This window comes from Leucobacter tardus, from assembly GCF_017583045.1.
Classification (GTDB): domain Bacteria; phylum Actinomycetota; class Actinomycetes; order Actinomycetales; family Microbacteriaceae; genus Leucobacter; species Leucobacter tardus.
In genome coordinates, this window is sequence record NZ_JAGFBF010000001.1 from 63,263 (window position 1) to 78,162 (window position 14,900).

At 69.1% G+C, this 14,900-nt stretch carries 14 protein-coding genes; 5 read left to right on the forward strand and 9 right to left on the reverse strand.

What is annotated here, in order from left to right; translation table 11 throughout:
• Positions 1-40: 40 nt before the first annotated feature.
• Genes J4H85_RS00265 through J4H85_RS00285 form a run of 5 tightly spaced genes read right to left on the reverse strand, consistent with a single transcriptional unit; the run spans position 41 to position 6,431 of the window.
• On the reverse strand, positions 41-1,192 hold the full coding sequence (locus J4H85_RS00265) for a serine hydrolase domain-containing protein (protein WP_208235801.1): 1,152 nt from the start codon (positions 1,190-1,192) through the stop codon (positions 41-43).
• Positions 1,173-2,963: an ABC transporter ATP-binding protein gene (locus J4H85_RS00270; protein ID WP_243893286.1), complete on the reverse strand. Its 1,791-nt coding sequence runs from the start codon at positions 2,961-2,963 to the stop codon at positions 1,173-1,175. Before J4H85_RS00270 ends, J4H85_RS00265 begins: the two co-directional genes overlap by 20 nt.
• Positions 2,960-3,847, reverse strand: a complete 888-nt coding sequence (locus tag J4H85_RS00275) for an ABC transporter permease (RefSeq protein ID WP_208235803.1) — start codon at positions 3,845-3,847, stop codon at positions 2,960-2,962. Before J4H85_RS00275 ends, J4H85_RS00270 begins: the two co-directional genes overlap by 4 nt.
• Positions 3,847-4,806 (reverse strand): ABC transporter permease, encoded by a 960-nt coding sequence (locus J4H85_RS00280; RefSeq protein ID WP_208235805.1) that lies wholly within the window; start codon positions 4,804-4,806, stop codon positions 3,847-3,849. Before J4H85_RS00280 ends, J4H85_RS00275 begins: the two co-directional genes overlap by 1 nt.
• Positions 4,803-6,431, reverse strand: a complete 1,629-nt coding sequence (locus tag J4H85_RS00285; RefSeq protein WP_208235807.1) for an ABC transporter substrate-binding protein — start codon at positions 6,429-6,431, stop codon at positions 4,803-4,805. Before J4H85_RS00285 ends, J4H85_RS00280 begins: the two co-directional genes overlap by 4 nt.
• Positions 6,432-6,646: 215 nt before the next feature.
• Here J4H85_RS00285 and J4H85_RS00290 point away from each other — a divergent pair, with 215 nt between their 5' ends.
• The 4 genes from J4H85_RS00290 (at position 6,647) to J4H85_RS00305 (ending at position 10,529) form a co-directional block, all read left to right on the forward strand.
• A complete protein-coding gene (locus J4H85_RS00290; protein ID WP_208235809.1) occupies positions 6,647-7,573 on the forward strand; it encodes an SDR family NAD(P)-dependent oxidoreductase in 927 nt (308 codons plus the stop codon).
• Between the two features lie 43 nt (positions 7,574-7,616).
• Positions 7,617-8,501: an amidohydrolase family protein gene (locus tag J4H85_RS00295; RefSeq protein WP_208235811.1), complete on the forward strand. Its 885-nt coding sequence runs from the start codon at positions 7,617-7,619 to the stop codon at positions 8,499-8,501.
• A gap of 13 nt (positions 8,502-8,514) precedes the next feature.
• Positions 8,515-9,732 carry an acyl-CoA dehydrogenase family protein gene (locus tag J4H85_RS00300; RefSeq protein ID WP_208235813.1) on the forward strand — a complete coding sequence of 406 codons (1,218 nt, stop codon included), beginning with the start codon at positions 8,515-8,517 and terminating at the stop codon, positions 9,730-9,732.
• Positions 9,733-9,866: 134 nt separating this feature from the next.
• Entirely contained in the window at positions 9,867-10,529 is a 663-nt protein-coding gene (locus J4H85_RS00305; protein ID WP_208235815.1) for a DUF998 domain-containing protein, read from the forward strand.
• Here J4H85_RS00305 and J4H85_RS00310 read toward each other — a convergent pair.
• The gene (locus J4H85_RS00310; protein ID WP_208235817.1) at positions 10,498-11,064 is read right to left on the reverse strand and encodes a recombinase family protein; all 567 of its coding nucleotides are present in this window, start codon (positions 11,062-11,064) and stop codon (positions 10,498-10,500) included. The two genes, J4H85_RS00305 and J4H85_RS00310, sit on opposite strands and share 32 nt — an antisense overlap.
• A 265-nt stretch (positions 11,065-11,329) precedes the next feature.
• On the opposite strand from J4H85_RS00310, the gene J4H85_RS00315 reads away from it, so the two are divergent.
• Positions 11,330-12,373, forward strand: coding sequence for a DUF418 domain-containing protein (locus tag J4H85_RS00315; RefSeq protein WP_208235819.1), 1,044 nt, complete (start codon positions 11,330-11,332; stop codon positions 12,371-12,373).
• A 17-nt stretch (positions 12,374-12,390) separates the two neighbouring features.
• On the opposite strand, the gene J4H85_RS00320 is transcribed toward J4H85_RS00315, so the two are convergent.
• Genes J4H85_RS00320 through J4H85_RS00330 form a run of 3 tightly spaced genes read right to left on the reverse strand, consistent with a single transcriptional unit; the run spans position 12,391 to position 14,871 of the window.
• Positions 12,391-13,257: an ABC transporter ATP-binding protein gene (locus tag J4H85_RS00320; protein WP_208235821.1), complete on the reverse strand. Its 867-nt coding sequence runs from the start codon at positions 13,255-13,257 to the stop codon at positions 12,391-12,393.
• Positions 13,247-14,023 carry an ABC transporter permease gene (locus J4H85_RS00325; RefSeq protein WP_208235823.1) on the reverse strand — a complete coding sequence of 259 codons (777 nt, stop codon included), beginning with the start codon at positions 14,021-14,023 and terminating at the stop codon, positions 13,247-13,249. The genes J4H85_RS00320 and J4H85_RS00325 overlap by 11 nt, the downstream gene beginning before the upstream one ends.
• On the reverse strand, positions 14,020-14,871 hold the full coding sequence (locus tag J4H85_RS00330; RefSeq protein WP_208235826.1) for an ABC transporter permease: 852 nt from the start codon (positions 14,869-14,871) through the stop codon (positions 14,020-14,022). Before J4H85_RS00330 ends, J4H85_RS00325 begins: the two co-directional genes overlap by 4 nt.
• Positions 14,872-14,900: the final 29 nt, after the last annotated feature.

Here is a 14,900-nt window from a genome sequence, read left to right on the forward strand (position 1 = left end):
GTCAGCGTCCGCGGGGGCGGCAACGCGACGGGCGGGGCGCTCAGGCATCTCCGCTCTCCCGGTGCGCGTCGTCGAGCGCCGCGAGCGCGGCGAGCAGGTCTTTCGCGCGTCGATCCACGTCTTCGCTGCGCATCTCGTTGGTGAGGAAGGAGAAGGCGATGCCGCGCTCGGGCCATGCGCCGTGCAGGCCCCCGCCGGCGCCGGTGTGCCCGAAGGCGGGGCGCACGGGTCCGTAGGTGCCGATGGGGTCGTCGAGCTCGTACCCGAGTCCGAAGCGGACCGGACGGTCGTTGATCGCGTCGGTGCCGGCCGACCGTTCGCGGGTGGACCGCTCGCGCGTCGCGCGCGAGACGAGCGGCGCGTCATCGGCGATGAGGAGCGCGTAGAGTCGCGCCATCGCGTCGGCGGTGCCGACGCCGCCCCCGGCGGACAGCTCGGCCGCGTGGAGTGCGCGCGAGTTGAAGGGCGAGTCGCTCGCGGTGAGCGCGTTGCCGTACATGCGGTCGACGATCGCGCGGCGCTCCGGATCGTTCTCGAGGAACGTCGAGATGCGGTAGCCGGATGCCTGGAAGACGGGGGCGACACGCGCCTCCTCGGCTGCGGGCAGGCCGAGGTGCAGGTCGAGCCCGAACGGTTCGGCGATTTCGCGCCGGATCCACTCGCCGACCGTCGCTCCGCCCGACGCGCGTCGCACGATCTCGCTCATGAGGTATCCGTAGGTCAGCGCGTGGTACGCGACTCGCGTACCGGGCTCCCACAGCGGACGCTGGGCGGCGAGCCGGTCGGCCATGAGGCGGTTGTCGAGGCGCTCCGCGTCATCGGCCGGATCCGGGTCGACGAAGAGCAGTCCGACCGTGTGCGCGAGCACGTGGCCGACCCGCACCTCGGCCTTGCCCGCGGCGGCGAACTCCGGCCAATACTCGGCGACGGGGGCATCCGGGTCGAGCAGTCCACGGTCGATGAGCATCCCGGCCACGGTCGCGGTGATCCCCTTGGTGCCCGAGAAGAGCACCGCGAGCGTGTCGGCGCCCCAGGGGGTGTCGCCGTCTCGCGTCGTGCTGCCGCCGTGCAGGCTGACGAGGGTGTCCCCGTGCCGATAGGCCACGAACGACATGCCGCCGTCGCCGGCATCGACGTGATCGGCGAAGACGCGGCGCAGACGCGCCTCGGCGTCACTCGAGCGTGGGCACATTGGCGAGCAGCTCCTTCGTGTAGGCGTGGGTCGGCCGTCGCAGGACCTCGTCGGTGAGCCCCTCGTCGACGATGACGCCCTGGTTGAGCACCGCGATCCGTTTCGCGACGTGGCGCGCGAGTGCGATGTTGTGGGTGACGAAGAGCATCGACAGACCGCGTTCCTCCCGCAGCCGCGTGAGGAGATCGATGATGCTCGCCTGCACCGAGACGTCGAGCGCCGACGTGATCTCGTCGCAGATCAGCACCTTCGGGGTGTTCACGAGTGCGCGCGCGATAGCGGCGCGCTGCCGCTCGCCACCCGACAGGTCGCCCGGCCTGCGGTCGATGAACCGGCGCCCGAGCCGCACCGCGTCGAGCGCTTCCTCGACGCGTTCGCGCCGCTGCGCCGCGCTCAGTCCGCCAGTCATCTCGAGCGGAACGCCGAGCGATTCGCCGAGCGTGCGCCGGGGGTTCAGCGACGAGAACGGCGACTGGAAGATGTACTGCACCTCCTGACGCTGCCGCACCGTGCGCTTGCGCGTGGAGGGCGCGAGCGACTCGCCCCGGTACCCGATCTCACCGGTCCAGCGATCGATGAGGCCGGCGATCGAACGCGACAGCGTCGTCTTGCCCGATCCCGATTCGCCGAGCAGCATGGTGCACTCGGCGGTGCGGAGCGTCAGGTCGATGCCGTCGAGCACGCGCTTCGCGCCGTACGAGACCGAGACGTCGCGCACCTCGAGCACCGACTCCCCCGCCGCGAACGTCGGAATCGCCTCCGTCATCGGCGCACCGGCCTCGCGGCGCAGTGTGAGCAGCGAGAGTTCGGCGGTGCCCGCCTCGGCCACCTTCTGCTTCGTCTCCTCGAACCGGCTGATGCGGTTGCGTCCGGCGAGGTCGGGGACCGCGGCGAGCAGCGTCTTCGTGTACCGGTGCTTCGGGTTGCGCAGCACCTCGGCGGTCGGCCCCTCCTCCACGAGCTCGCCCTGCAGCATCACCGCCACTCGGTCGGCGATCTCGTCGACGACGGCGAGGTCGTGGGTGATGTACAGGCCGGCGACGTTGTTCTTCACGGTCATGTCGCGGATCGTGTCGAGCACGAGCGCCTGCGTCGACACGTCGAGGCCCGTGGTGGGCTCGTCGAGCACCAGCAGGTCGGGGTACATGGCAAACGCCATGGCGATGCCGATGCGCTGCTGCTGCCCGCCCGAGAGCTGGTGCGGCCACCGTCGCTGGTACGCGTCGTCGTCGGGCAGACCGACCTCGCGGAGGACCCCGCGCACGCGCTCGTCGCGCTCGTCCCGGTTCGCACCGAACCCGTGGATGTCGAGCACCTCGCGGATCTGCTCGCCGACCCGCATGCTCGGGTTCAGCGAGAGCGCCGGGTCCTGCGGGATGTACGACACGCGCGACCCGCGCAGGCGGCGCGCGGAGCGGTCGTCGAGTCCGGTCATCTCCGCCGCCTCGGCGCTGTTCGACGGGTAGAGCGTGACGGTGCCGCCGGTGTGCACGAGCCCTGGCCTGATCCGGCCGAGAGCGGTGAGCCCGACGGTCGTCTTGCCCGATCCCGATTCGCCCACAAGGGCGAGCATCTCGGCCGGGCGCAGGTCGAGGTCGACGTGCGTGATGATGCGCCGCCCCGCCGTGGTCTCGATGCAGAGGTCGTCGATCTCGAGCACGTTGCCGCCTGCGGCGACCTGCGCGTGCCAGGCGGATCCCTCGAGCATGGGGGCGCCGCTCGCCGTGCGCGCGGCCGTGGACGTGGACGTGGACGGTGCTTGAGTCATCATGCGTCTCCTACGTTCCGCGAGGCGGACGCTCGAGCGATCGAGTCCGCGATGAGGTTGGTGCCGATGGTGAGCACGGCGATGGCGAGCACCGGCAGCATGACCCCCCAGGGCTGGATCGAGAGTGCGATCCGGTTCTCGTTGATCATGAGACCCCAGTCGGCTGCCGGGGGCTGCATGCCGAGTCCCAGGAAGGACAGCGAGGCGATCGCGCCGATGGAGTACGTCAACCGGAGGCCGGCCTCGACCGCGAGCGGGCCGGTGATGTTCGGCAGGATCTCGCGGAAGAGCACGCGCGACTTCGGCATCGCGTACATTTCGGCGGCGAGAATGTAGTCCTCGCCCTTCACGTCGAGCGCTGCGGATCGCGCGACACGAGCGATGCGGGGCGCGTGCGTCACCGCGATCACGGTGACCAGCACCCACGGCTGCGGGCCGAGCACCGTGATCGCGAGCAGCGCGAATACGAGCTGCGGGATGGCGAGCAGCACATCGTTCGCGCGCATGATCACGGAGTCGAGCCAGCCCCCCACGTACGCGGCCACCATGCCGAACAGCACGCCGATGAGCAGGCCGAAGACGGTCGCGAGCACCGAGTAGAGGATCAGCGATGTGCCCCCGGCGAGGAATCGGGAGAGCACGTCGCGACCGAGGTTGTCGGTGCCGAAGATGCCGTCGACCTGGAAGGGTCGCGCCGCGAACTCGGTCGCCGAGTAGCCCGTCGCCCACGGCAGCAGCAGGGGCCCCGCAAAGGCGAGGACCACGATGAGGGCGGTGAGAATCACCCCGATCTTGGCCTGTCCCTGCGCCCAGAAGCGGGTGAGGACGGTGTTGCGCGCCACGGGCGCCTCGCCGCCGGCCTGCGGCTTCACACTGATCTCGGACATCACTCGACCCCTCCGGTGCGCAGCTTCGGATTCGCCAGAATGCCGACGATGTCGGCCAGCAGGTTCACCACGATGTAGACGACGGCGACGAGCATGGTGATCGCCTGCACGACCTGCACGTCGCGGTAGTTCACGGCGTCGATGAGCGCTTGCCCGACACCGGGGAACCGGAAGAGGAACTCGACGACGACGACGCCGCCGGCGAGCCACGCGAGCTGGATCGCCGCCACCTGCGCCACCGGGCCGATCGCGTGGGGCAGCGCGTGCCGCATGATGACCCGCCGCTCGGGCACTCCCTTGAGCCGCGCCATCTCGACGTACCCGGAGTCGAGCACTTCGAGCATGGTCGCCCGCATCATCCTGGCGATGTAGGGCGTCACTACGAGCACGAGCACGAGCGTCGGCAGGATGAGCTGACTCGGGAAGTCCCACACCTGCGTGCCCGGCGGCGCCATCGTGACGGCGGGCAGCAGCTGGAAGACCGTGGTCGAGAACATCGCCACGAGCGCGATACCGATCACGAACTCCGGCAGCGCCGCCAGCACGAGCGAGACGCCGGTGACCGCGGTGTCGGCCGCCCGCCCGCGACGGAGCGCCGACCAGATCCCGAGCAGGATCCCGGCGGGGATACTGATGATCGCGGCTGCGGCCATCAGGAAGATGGAGGCGCCGAGACGGTCGCCGAGCAGGGAGGCGACGGACTGCCCCGAGGCGACCGACACCCCGAGGTCGCCGGTGACGAGGCCGGCCAGCCAGGCCCCGTAACGCACCCACGGCGGGTCGTTCAGCTGCATCTGCGCCCGCAGCGCTTCGAGGCGCTCGGGCGTGGCCTGCTGGCCGAGAATCGCCTTGGCCGGATCGCCGGGCAGCAGGGTCGTCGCGAAGAAGATGATGAGCGAGATGGCCAGGAGAATGAGGATGCTGACGGCGAGCCGCTGCACGATGAGCCTGAGGATCATGCGACGTCTCCGATCCACACCTCGTGCAGTTTGAAGCCGGAGAGCGGGAGGCCGCTCCGATCCGGAACGAGACCGCCGAGGTAGCTCTGATAGGCGTCGACCTGGTTCGCGAAGCCCCAGACGATCAACCCGCCGCGGTCGTACAGGATCTCCTGCGCCTCGCGGGTCAGCGCATCGCGACGCGCGTCGTCCGTCTCGGCGCGGGCTTCATCGACGAGCGCGATGAACTCGGGGTCGTCCCATCCGGTCTCGTTGAACGGTGCGTCGGGCATCATGCCCGCCATGGTCTGCGGCAGGAAGCTGCGGGTGTACCAGAACGTCTGCGAGAAGTCGTAGTTCAGGTAGTCCGTCCAGTAGGCCGTGAGGTCCATGCGATTGATCGTGACGCGGATCCCTGCCTCGGCCACCTGCTCGGCGAAGACCTGCGCGGCTTCGACCACGCCCGATTGGATCGGGGCGGTGACGAGCTCGACGTCGACGCCGTCGGGGTACCCGGCCTCGGTGAGCAGGCGCCGCGCTTCGGCGATGTTCTGCGTGCGCTGCGGCAGATCTGCGGGGTAGGCGGCGTCGAAGACGGCGTACATGTCGTTGCCCACGGTTCCGCGACCCGACAGCACCTGTTCGACCATGCCCTCGCGATCCACGGCGAGACGGAAGGCCTCGCGCACGCGCGCATCGTCGAACGGCGCGCGGTCGACCCGCATCGTGAAGGGCAGATAGGCACCCGTCTCGGAGTCGAGGATGTTGATGCGCTCGTCGGCCTCGAGCACGTCGACGAGGGCCGGCGGAATCTGGGCGACGGCGTCGACCTGGTTCGAGAGGAGCGCATTGATGAGCGCGTCGGTGTCGTTGAAGTTGAGCAGTGTGACCTCGTCGAGGTACGGGCCGTCGTCGCCCCAGTAGTGGGGATTGCGCCGCAGCACGGTCGACTGCGCCGCCGTGAAGCTCTCGAGCATGAACGGGCCGGTGCCGACGGGGTTCGCGGTGTCGAAGTCGGCCGGCACGATGATGCTGTTGTACATGGCGAACTGCTGATCGAGCGCCGTGTCGGATCTCGACAGTCGGAACTCGATGGTGCGCGGCCCGGTCTCGACGATCGCGTCGAGGTGCGCGAGCGCCGCGGCGCCCGACTTCGGATCCTCGGGGTCGATGATGCGCTCGAAACTCGCGATGACGTCTCGCGGGGTGAGTGCGCGGCCGTCGGAGAACCGCACGCCCTCGCGCAGCTCCACCGTCCACACCGTGGCGTCGTCGTTCGGCGCGGTCGAGGTGGCGAGCATGGGCTGCAGTGCGTACTCGTGGTCGAACATGAGCAGGGTGCTGTAGAGGTTCACCGCCCGAGCGATGTCGCCGAGGTTCGTCGCCACGGCGCCGTCCAGCGTGTCCGAGGCCCCGCCGCCGACGAAGCCGATGCTGATCGCACCGCCCTCCTGCGGCGGTCCGTCGACCACGACCTGGGGTCCGGCGACCGCGCGGCCGCCGCACGCCGTCAGTAGCGTCATGAATCCGATGCCCAGACCGCCGCCGAGCACCGCCCGTCGCGTGGCGGTCAGCGCTGCGCGGTGCGCGGTGCGCGGTACACCCCCTCGGGCGTTCGAATTCCTCGCTCGTTCCTCTGGAGTCATTCCGGTGCCCCTCATTACCCTCGAACAGTCCGTCCTCACCCTAGACAGGTATTGCGCTGATCGCAACTATCCTGTTCAGCGATCAGCTTGAATCGCAAGTCCTGCACCTGACGGATAGCGGACCGGCGTGGATCGTGAGAACGTCAATGATTGACTTCTTCAATCAAATCTGAACTAATGGAGGCGCAGTCAATTCGGATCAGTCAGGAGCCTCAATGACACTCGCAGGCAATGTCGCCATCGTCACCGGATCGGGCCGAGGCCTCGGGCTCGCCTACGCGCACGAACTCGCGCGGCAGGGTGCCGCCGTCGTCATCAACGACGTCGACGAGGCGACGGCGGCCGAAGCGGTCGCCGGTATCGAGGCGGCGGGCGGTCGAGCGACCGCCGTCGTCGCCCCCGTCGGCCCCACCGAGACCGCGAAACTGCTGGTCGATACCGCGTTCGACACGTACGGCCGTCTCGACATCCTCGTCACCAACGCCGGCGTCCTGCGCGACACCGTGCTCTGGAAGATGAGCGACGACGACTTCGACACCGTCATCAACGTGCACCTGCGCGGCACCTTCACGTGCGTCCGCGAGGCGGCGACGCGCATGCGCGAACAGGGCGAGGGCGGTCGCATCATCTGCATCGGCTCCCCCACCGGCCAGCGCGGCAACTTCGGCCAGACCAACTACGCCGCCGCGAAGGCCGGCATCGTCGGCATGGTGCGCACCTGGGCCCTCGAGCTGAAGCGCGCCGGAATCACGGCGAACGCGGTCATTCCCGTCGCGGCCACCGCCATGACGGCCACGGTGCCCTACTTCCACGCGGCCATGGAGGCCGACGCGCAGGGAGACCCGATGCCCGACTTCTTCCGCCACACCCTCGGGTTCGGTACCGCCGCAGACGTCGCCCCGTTGATCGCCTACCTCGCTTCCGACGCCGCCGCTGAGGTCACCGGTCAGGCCATCGGCGTCGGTGGCGATCGCCTGCAGCTGTGGTCGCACCCCGAGCCGGTCGTCAGCGCATACCAGGCCGGCGGCTGGACGCCCGAGGCGCTCGCAGCCGAGTTCCCCACTGCCGTCGGCGGGGCACCGCAGTCGGTCGGCGAGCAGTTCCCGCCGCTGCCCGACGAGCTGCAGCCACCGCAGGCATAACCGCTCGCACCGCACTGCACCACCCGGAGTCGAAGGAGACGCCATGCCCCGCTACGAGCCCCGCATCGACGTCGCGTCCCTGAGCGCGATCGACGTGCACGTGCACATCGAAATGGATGAGCACGGCCACAACTCGTTGCCCGACGACCTCGCGGCGGCAGCGGCGCAGTACTTCAGCACCGGCGGGCTCCAGCCGCGGCTCGACGCCGTCGCGGACTACTACCGCGAGCGTCGCATGGCCGCAGTCGTCTTCACCGTCGACGCCACCACGAATCTCGGCCACGAGCCGATCTCGAGCGCGGAGATCGCGGCGGGCGCCGCGGCGAACGCCGACGTGCTCGTGCCGTTCGGGTCGGTCGACCCGAACCTGCCGGATGCGGTGGACCGCGTCGAGCGACTGATCGAGGAGAGCGGGGTGCGCGGCTTCAAGTTCCACCCCACGGTGCAGGGCTTCGACCCGAGCGACGAGCGCTTCTATCCGATCTACGAGACCCTGCAACGAGCCGGAGTCGTCGCACTCTTCCACACCGGGCAGACCGGCATCGGAGCCGGCATGCGCGGCGGGCGCGGATTGCGGCTCGCACTGTCGAACCCGATGCTGCTGGACGGGGTCGCCGCCGACTTCGGCGATCTGCAGATCATCATGGCGCACCCCTCGGTTCCGTGGCAGGACGAGGCGATCTCGGTCGCCACGCACAAGCACAACACCTGGATCGACCTGTCGGGATGGAGCCCCAAGTACTTCCCACCGCAACTGGTGCGCAACGCGGGCACGCTGCTGAAGGACCGCGTCCTCTTCGGCTCGGACTTCCCGATGCTGTCGCCCGACCGCTGGTTGCGCGACATCGAGCTGACGGACCTCAAACCCGAGGCGTTGCCCGGAATCGTGAAAGACAACGCCGTGCGGCTGCTCGGCCTCGACGACTGAGCGGAGGGGGTCCATGTCACCGTCGACGCAGCGCACCCGCGAGCCCGAGTTCACCCCGGATCGCACGTTCGGCATCGATCCGCTCGGCTACGCCCGCACGCACCTGAGTCCCGCGGCGGTCGCCGCGCTCGAGCAGCTGCAGACGGTACTCGAGCGCGATGTCGTCCCGCTCATGAACGCGGCGTGGGACACGGCGACCATGCCCGACGCGGTGATCGACGCGCTCGCGCCGCTCCGCCTCATGGATCCCGACGGAGTCGATGCCGATGAGGCGGCCTCGACGATGTTCAGCGGCCTCCGCAACTTCGTCCTCGCCCGAGCCGATGTCTCCGTGGCGACGATGTTCAACGCGCAGTCGGGTCTCTTCCGCTCCACGGTGCGCCTCGGCGGCTCTCCCGAGCAGGTCGCCGACCTCGATCCGCGGATCCGCAGTTTCGCCTACCGCGGGGTCTTCGCCCTCACCGAACCCGACCACGGTTCGGACATCGCCGGCGGACTCGCGACCACCGCCACCCGCGAGGGCGACACCTGGATCATCGACGGCGCGAAGCGCTGGATCGGCGGCGCGACCGCCGCCGACGGACTGGCCGTGTTCGCCCGCGACACGGCGGACGGCGAGGTCAAGTGCTTCCTGGTGCCGCGCACGGCCGCCGGGGTCGCCCTCGACGTCATCGGCGGCAAGATCTCGCTGCGCCCCATGCAGAACGCGCACATCACCCTCGACGGCGTCAGGGTCCCGGAGTCGGCACGTCTGCAGCGCATCGCTTCCTGGCGCGATGTCGCCGCCATCATGCGCCCGCTCCGGTCCGATGTGGCGTGGATCGCCACCGGCCTGCAGGCCGGTGCGCTCGAGGGCGCGCTGCGCCACGCGCGCGCTCGCGAGCAGTTCGGTCGACCGCTCGGGAGCTTCCAGCTGGTGCAGGAGAAGCTCGCGCGGATCCTGGGCAACCTCACGGCATCGCTCGGCATGGTGACCGGGTTGTCGGCGGCGCAGGATCGCGGAGCGTTCAGCGATGCCAGCTCATCGCTCGCCAAGATGTGGACGGCGCTCCACGCGCGCGAATCCGCGGCACTCGCCCGCGAGCTCGTGGGCGGCAACGGCATCGTGGTGGACTCGGACGTGGCCCGGTTCTTCGCCGACGCCGAAGCGGTCTACTCGTACGAGGGTACGCACGAGATCACGTCGCTGATCGTGGGCCGCGCCCTGACGGGAGTCTCGGCGTTCGTGTGAGTGCGACACGCGCGGCGTCGTGCGCGCAGCGCATGAGGCGTCGCCGAGGTTTCGGTAGGCTTCGCATGACAGTGCCGCCCCCGCTCGCCGAGCGCGCCGCCGAGATTCCACGCCCGTCGTGAGGATGGAGACGTATGACTTCCCGACCGGCATCTCCCGCGCTCGGCATGATCGCCTCCGCCGCGGCGATGACCGCGATCGTGGGCATCTGGGTGTCTCGGGTCTTCACCTCTGAGAGCGCGTACGTGAGCGAGATGGGAGCCGCGGGCGCACCCATGGCGACGGTCTTCAATCTGTCGCTGGTGCTCGTCGGCGTGGCGGCATTCCTCGTGGAACGGTCGCTGCACGCGCATCCGGTCGTGCACGCGCACCTCCTTCCGCAACTGGGGGGCGCGCTGCTCATCGGCGGATTGATGTTCGTGGTCGCGGCGACGGTCACCTGCACCGAGGGGTGCCCCGTGCCCTTCACGGCGGGATCGACCGTCCAGGACTTCATCCACATCGCGAGTGCGGTACTGGGGTTCGGCGCAGCGCTCGCGGCGATGGTCATCACCGGGTTCGCCGGCCGTTCGCGGTGGGTGAGAACCGTCAGCCTCGGAGGAGCGCTCGCGGTTCTGGTCACCGCGTCGACGGGTGCCCTGATCGCGCTCTTCGACGGCCCCACCTGGTTCGGCGGGTGGCTGGAGTTCGTCGCCACCACCATCGCGATCGTCTGGCTCGCGCTGCTCGCCTGGCATCTGAGCCGTCTCTCGCGACGCCGTCCGCTCACCGCTGCGCGTCTCTCGCGAATGTGGTGATGATCGTCGTGACGCCCACGCCGAGCAGGGCGGCGATGCGGGCGACGGTGTGCCCCTGTCGGCGCAGGCAGCGCGCCGCGGACAGTCGCTCGGGAGTCATCACCGGCGACCGACGAGCCACTGGACCGCGGATCCGTTCGAACCGTCTGCGATAGCCGTCATCATCGAGGTCGGCGGCTTCGCGAAGCCCGCCCAGGGCAGTGGCGAACTCGGCGATCGCCAGCCCCGAAGCCGTCGTCGTGTCGAGGGCGGGTGCGTCGAGGCTCCGCAAGTGAACGCCTCGGCGGTGCAGGTCGGAAATGATCCGGACCGCGGTCGTCTCACCGCTCGCAACGCGATCGAGCGACCGGATCAGCAGCGTATCGCCCCGCTGCACGAAGCGGAGACAGCGGGCCCACTCCGGTCGTTCCCTGAGACGCGTCGACGCGGCTCGATCGACGAAGACTCGTGCGGCTCCGGCCTCAGTGAGTTCGCGCTCCTGGCCGGAGGACCGCGACCCCCGCGGCAGCCGGGCGTACCCTACGACCTGAACCACATGCGCTCCATCACCGTTGCGAACAGACTGCAGACATGCCGGTCGTCCCGCACCAGTGCCTGCACCGGTGCTTCGTCACGCGCGTGCTTCCGGATGGGTGCACCGTCATACCGGGGTGCCATTCGGGAGGCACCCCGGGAGGACTCGGGGCCGGATCGCTCGCTTTTAGACTCCTTGACGGCCCCGGGGCCGGCCCACCACGCACGTCTCCGTGCGCCGTCCCCCGAATTCGTCGCTGGCGCTGCAGAGCGCCGGGAAGGAAGACATGCATCACGCGACCGCAGCACCCCCGCGAACATCTGAGCCCGCGCCCGGACTCACACCTCGAATCGCGGTCCTCGATGTGCTGCGCGGCATCGCGATCATCGGCATCATTCCCGTGAACGTCTCCGCCATCGCCCGCTGGGGGTACGACACTGCGCCCACTCCCCGCCCAGATGACCCGTCACCGATCGACGTCGTCACCGGACTGGTCTTCGAAAGCCGCATGATGCCGCTCTTCGCGCTGTTGTTCGGCATCGGTTTCGCGCTCTTCCTGCGATCGACGCGGACGCGCACCCCGCGCCCGCGCGTCGTGCTCACGCGCCGCCTCGTCTTCCTCGCGATCGTCGGGGTGCTGCATCACCTCGTGTATCCGGGCGAAGTACTCGCGTTCTACGCGGTGGGAGGGATGATCATCCTGCTCCCGGCCAGCTTCTTCCCGCGCTGGGTGCCGCTCGTCGGAGGCATCGTGCTCACGATCGCCGGCGCGCCGTTCAGCGGCCCGCTGCTGATTCCTGGCCTGTTCCTCCTGGGACTGGCGATCGCCGAGTACGATCTCGTCACGGTGCTGATGCGCCGCCCGGGCATCCTCGCCGCCGCGTTCGGGGCCTTCACGGTCGCCGCCGGAAGCGTCGCGGCGCTGCAGCTCGATGAGATCGCGCTCGGCTCGTTCTCGAAGCCGGGGCGCATCGCTGGTGTGCTGACGATGTTCGCGCTCGCCACCGGGGTCATGCTGCTGATGCGCAGCAGCGTCGCCGCTCGCACGCTCACCGTGCTGTTCGCGCCGCTCGGCCGGATGGCCTTCACGAACTACCTGTGCACCACCGCGCTGGTCCTGGCACTGGCATGCGTGATCGATGCGCCGAGCATCCCGTGGCTGTCCGAGTACGGGTATATCGTCATGGCGGCGGCGGCTCCGTTGCTCTGGGCCTTCTCGACCCTCTGGTTGCGTTTCTTCCGTTTCGGTCCTCTGGAGTGGGTGTGGCGCACCGTCACCTGGTGGAAGCCGCAACCGTTGCGCCGGTCACCGCACCGGGCGGGCGACTGACCGGTCGCGGGATCGCCTCACGCGGCCTGGTCTGCCCCGTCCGCCCGGAAACCCCGCTTCGCCAACTGAATCTGCTCGTAGACGTGGTGCCGCAGCTCGGTGAACCGCGGCAGCGCCCGGGTCTCCAGCTGGTCGCGCTGCTCGGGCAGGTCGACCACGAGGTCCTCTTGCACGATCGTCGGAGAGCTGGAGAGCATGATGACCCGCTCGGCGAGGTACACGGACTCGTCGATGTCGTGCGTCACGAACAGCACGGAGATGCCGAGCTCTCGGCGGACCTTGCGCACCAGATCTTCGAGGTCGGCCCGGGTCTGCGCATCGACGGCGGCGAAGGGCTCGTCCATGAGCAGCACCTCCGGCTGGTAGGCGATCGCGCGTGCGATCGCCACCCGCTGCTGCATGCCGCCGGAGAGCTGCCACGGGTACGACCGCGGCACGTGGTCGAGGCCGACGTTGCGCAAGGCCTCGTCGACGATCCGTGTGCGCTCGGCTTTCGGCATGCCGGCGTTCTTGAGCGGCAGCTCGACGTTCTCTGCGACCCGGAGCCACGGGAACAGCGAGCGCCCGTACTCCTGGAACACGACGGCCATCTTCTTCGGCGGGGCCGTGACCGTCTTGCCGTCGAGCACCACCTCCCCGCTCGTGGGCTCGAGCAGGCCGGCGATGCACTTGAGCAGGGTCGTCTTGCCCGATCCCGACGGGCCGACGAGGCACGTGAGCTCGTTCTTGCCGAGGTCGAACGTGAGGTCGCGCACGGCTTCGATGTCGCCGCCGTCGGTGCGGTAGATCTTCTGGAGTCCGCGCACCGACAGCAACGTCTCCGCTGCGGGGAGGGTGCGCCCGTACGAGAGCGTGTCGAGCGGGGGCGAAGTGTCAGGCAGCATTCTCGAGATCCTTCAGTCGGTGGTACCAGCGGAGCACACGTCGTTCGACGAAGCGGAAGATGACGGCCACGAGGTAGCCGAGGAGTCCCAGCACGAGGATGCCCGACCACATCTCGGGAATCGCGAAACTGCGCTGGAACTGGATCACGGAGAACCCGAGACCCGAGGTCGAGGCGAACATCTCGGAGATGATCATGAGCATGAGGCCGATAGGCAGGCTCTGCCTGATGCCGGTGAAGATCTGCGGGGTCGCCGACGGAAGCACCTGGTAGCGCACCCGGTTGAACCCGGTGATGCCGTACGAGCGGCTCGTCTCCGACTGCACCGAGTCGGCCGCGCGCACCCCCTCGACCGTGTTGAGCAGCACGGGCCAGATCGCCGCGAGCACGATGATGAAGATCTTCATCCAGTCCGTGGGTCCGAAGACGAGCATGAGCACCGGGATCAGCACCGGCGGGGGCAGCGCGCGGAAGAACTCGAACACCGGTTCCGTCAGCGCCCGCAGGTTTCTGCTCAGGCCGACGAGCAGTCCGAGCAGGATTCCGCCGACGATGGCGATCGCGATCCCCACGACGAAGCGGAGCACGCTCGGCAGCACATCGATCCAGATGCGCGGCCCGATCCAGGTGTCCCAGAACTTCACGACCAGTTCACCCGGCGTCGGCACGAAGAAGCTGTCGTTCGCGAGGGTCGAGATCCACCAGATGAGAATGAGCAGTACCGGGAGTCCGAGCGTGAACAGCACGCCCGTCAGTGTCCGTTTCATGCGGCGACCTCCCCGCGAACCGATTCGTGCCAGGCGAGCATGCGGCGCTCCAGGAAGCGTGCCCCCAGATTGATCACGACGCCGAGCAGTCCGGTCGCCACGACGAGCGCGTACATCGTGGCGTACTGACCGCCGTTCTGCGCCCGGGAGATCTCGAGCCCGAGCCCCGGTGTGCCGATGATGAGCTGCGCGGTGATCGCGAGGATCAGCGCGACCGCCGCGGCGAGCCGCAGCCCGGTCATGAGGTACGGCAGCGTGGTCGGCAGCACGATGCTCTTCACCCGCTGCCAGGTCGAGAAGCCGTAACTGCGCCCGGTAGCCATGGCGACCTGGTCGACGTCGGCGACGCCGTAGAGCACCTGGATGAAGATCTGCCAGAAGGACGCGTAGACGATGAGCAGCAGGCTCGACTCGATCCGCACCCCGAACAGCAGCACGGCGAGCGGAATCAGCGCGACCGAGGGGATGGGGCGCAGAAACTCGACCGTGGAGTGCGTCGCCCGTTTCATGAACGGGGACAGCCCGACGATCACGCCGAGCACGGCTCCCAGCACGAACGCGATCGCGAGTCCGAGCGCCCAGGCGGTCAGGGTGTCGCCGATCGCCCCCCAGAAGTCGGCGAACGTCACGATGGTGGCGAGCTGCGGCAACACTTCTGACGGCGGCGGAAGGAAGCGGGGATCGACGAGGTTCGTGCGCGCCGCTACCTCCCAGACGGCGAGCAGGGCGACGATCCCGGCGACGCCGAGCACCGCCTTGCGCGGCCGGAAGCTGCGCCTGCGCTCGCGAGCTCTCGCGATGGTGACCACGGTGGTGACGGTCTGCTCCGGTGCAGTGGTGTGCGTCATGCGTCCCTCCTTTCGTCTCGGTGCGGGTG

What these genes read in the sequence shown, in the direction of transcription:
- J4H85_RS00265 (WP_208235801.1), bottom strand. Translation starts at nt 1,192, where the DNA reads ATGTGCCCACGCTCGAGTGACGCCGAGGCGCGTCTGCGCCGCGTCTTC.
- J4H85_RS00270 (WP_243893286.1), bottom strand. Translation starts at nt 2,963, where the DNA reads ATGATGACTCAAGCACCGTCCACGTCCACGTCCACGGCCGCGCGCACG.
- J4H85_RS00275 (WP_208235803.1), bottom strand. Translation starts at nt 3,847, where the DNA reads ATGTCCGAGATCAGTGTGAAGCCGCAGGCCGGCGGCGAGGCGCCCGTG.
- J4H85_RS00280 (WP_208235805.1), bottom strand. Translation starts at nt 4,806, where the DNA reads ATGATCCTCAGGCTCATCGTGCAGCGGCTCGCCGTCAGCATCCTCATT.
- J4H85_RS00285 (WP_208235807.1), bottom strand. Translation starts at nt 6,431, where the DNA reads ATGACTCCAGAGGAACGAGCGAGGAATTCGAACGCCCGAGGGGGTGTA.
- J4H85_RS00290 (WP_208235809.1), top strand. Translation starts at nt 6,647, where the DNA reads ATGACACTCGCAGGCAATGTCGCCATCGTCACCGGATCGGGCCGAGGC.
- J4H85_RS00295 (WP_208235811.1), top strand. Translation starts at nt 7,617, where the DNA reads ATGCCCCGCTACGAGCCCCGCATCGACGTCGCGTCCCTGAGCGCGATC.
- J4H85_RS00300 (WP_208235813.1), top strand. Translation starts at nt 8,515, where the DNA reads ATGTCACCGTCGACGCAGCGCACCCGCGAGCCCGAGTTCACCCCGGAT.
- J4H85_RS00305 (WP_208235815.1), top strand. Translation starts at nt 9,867, where the DNA reads ATGACTTCCCGACCGGCATCTCCCGCGCTCGGCATGATCGCCTCCGCC.
- J4H85_RS00315 (WP_208235819.1), top strand. Translation starts at nt 11,330, where the DNA reads ATGCATCACGCGACCGCAGCACCCCCGCGAACATCTGAGCCCGCGCCC.
- J4H85_RS00320 (WP_208235821.1), bottom strand. Translation starts at nt 13,257, where the DNA reads ATGCTGCCTGACACTTCGCCCCCGCTCGACACGCTCTCGTACGGGCGC.
- J4H85_RS00325 (WP_208235823.1), bottom strand. Translation starts at nt 14,023, where the DNA reads ATGAAACGGACACTGACGGGCGTGCTGTTCACGCTCGGACTCCCGGTA.
- J4H85_RS00330 (WP_208235826.1), bottom strand. Translation starts at nt 14,871, where the DNA reads ATGACGCACACCACTGCACCGGAGCAGACCGTCACCACCGTGGTCACC.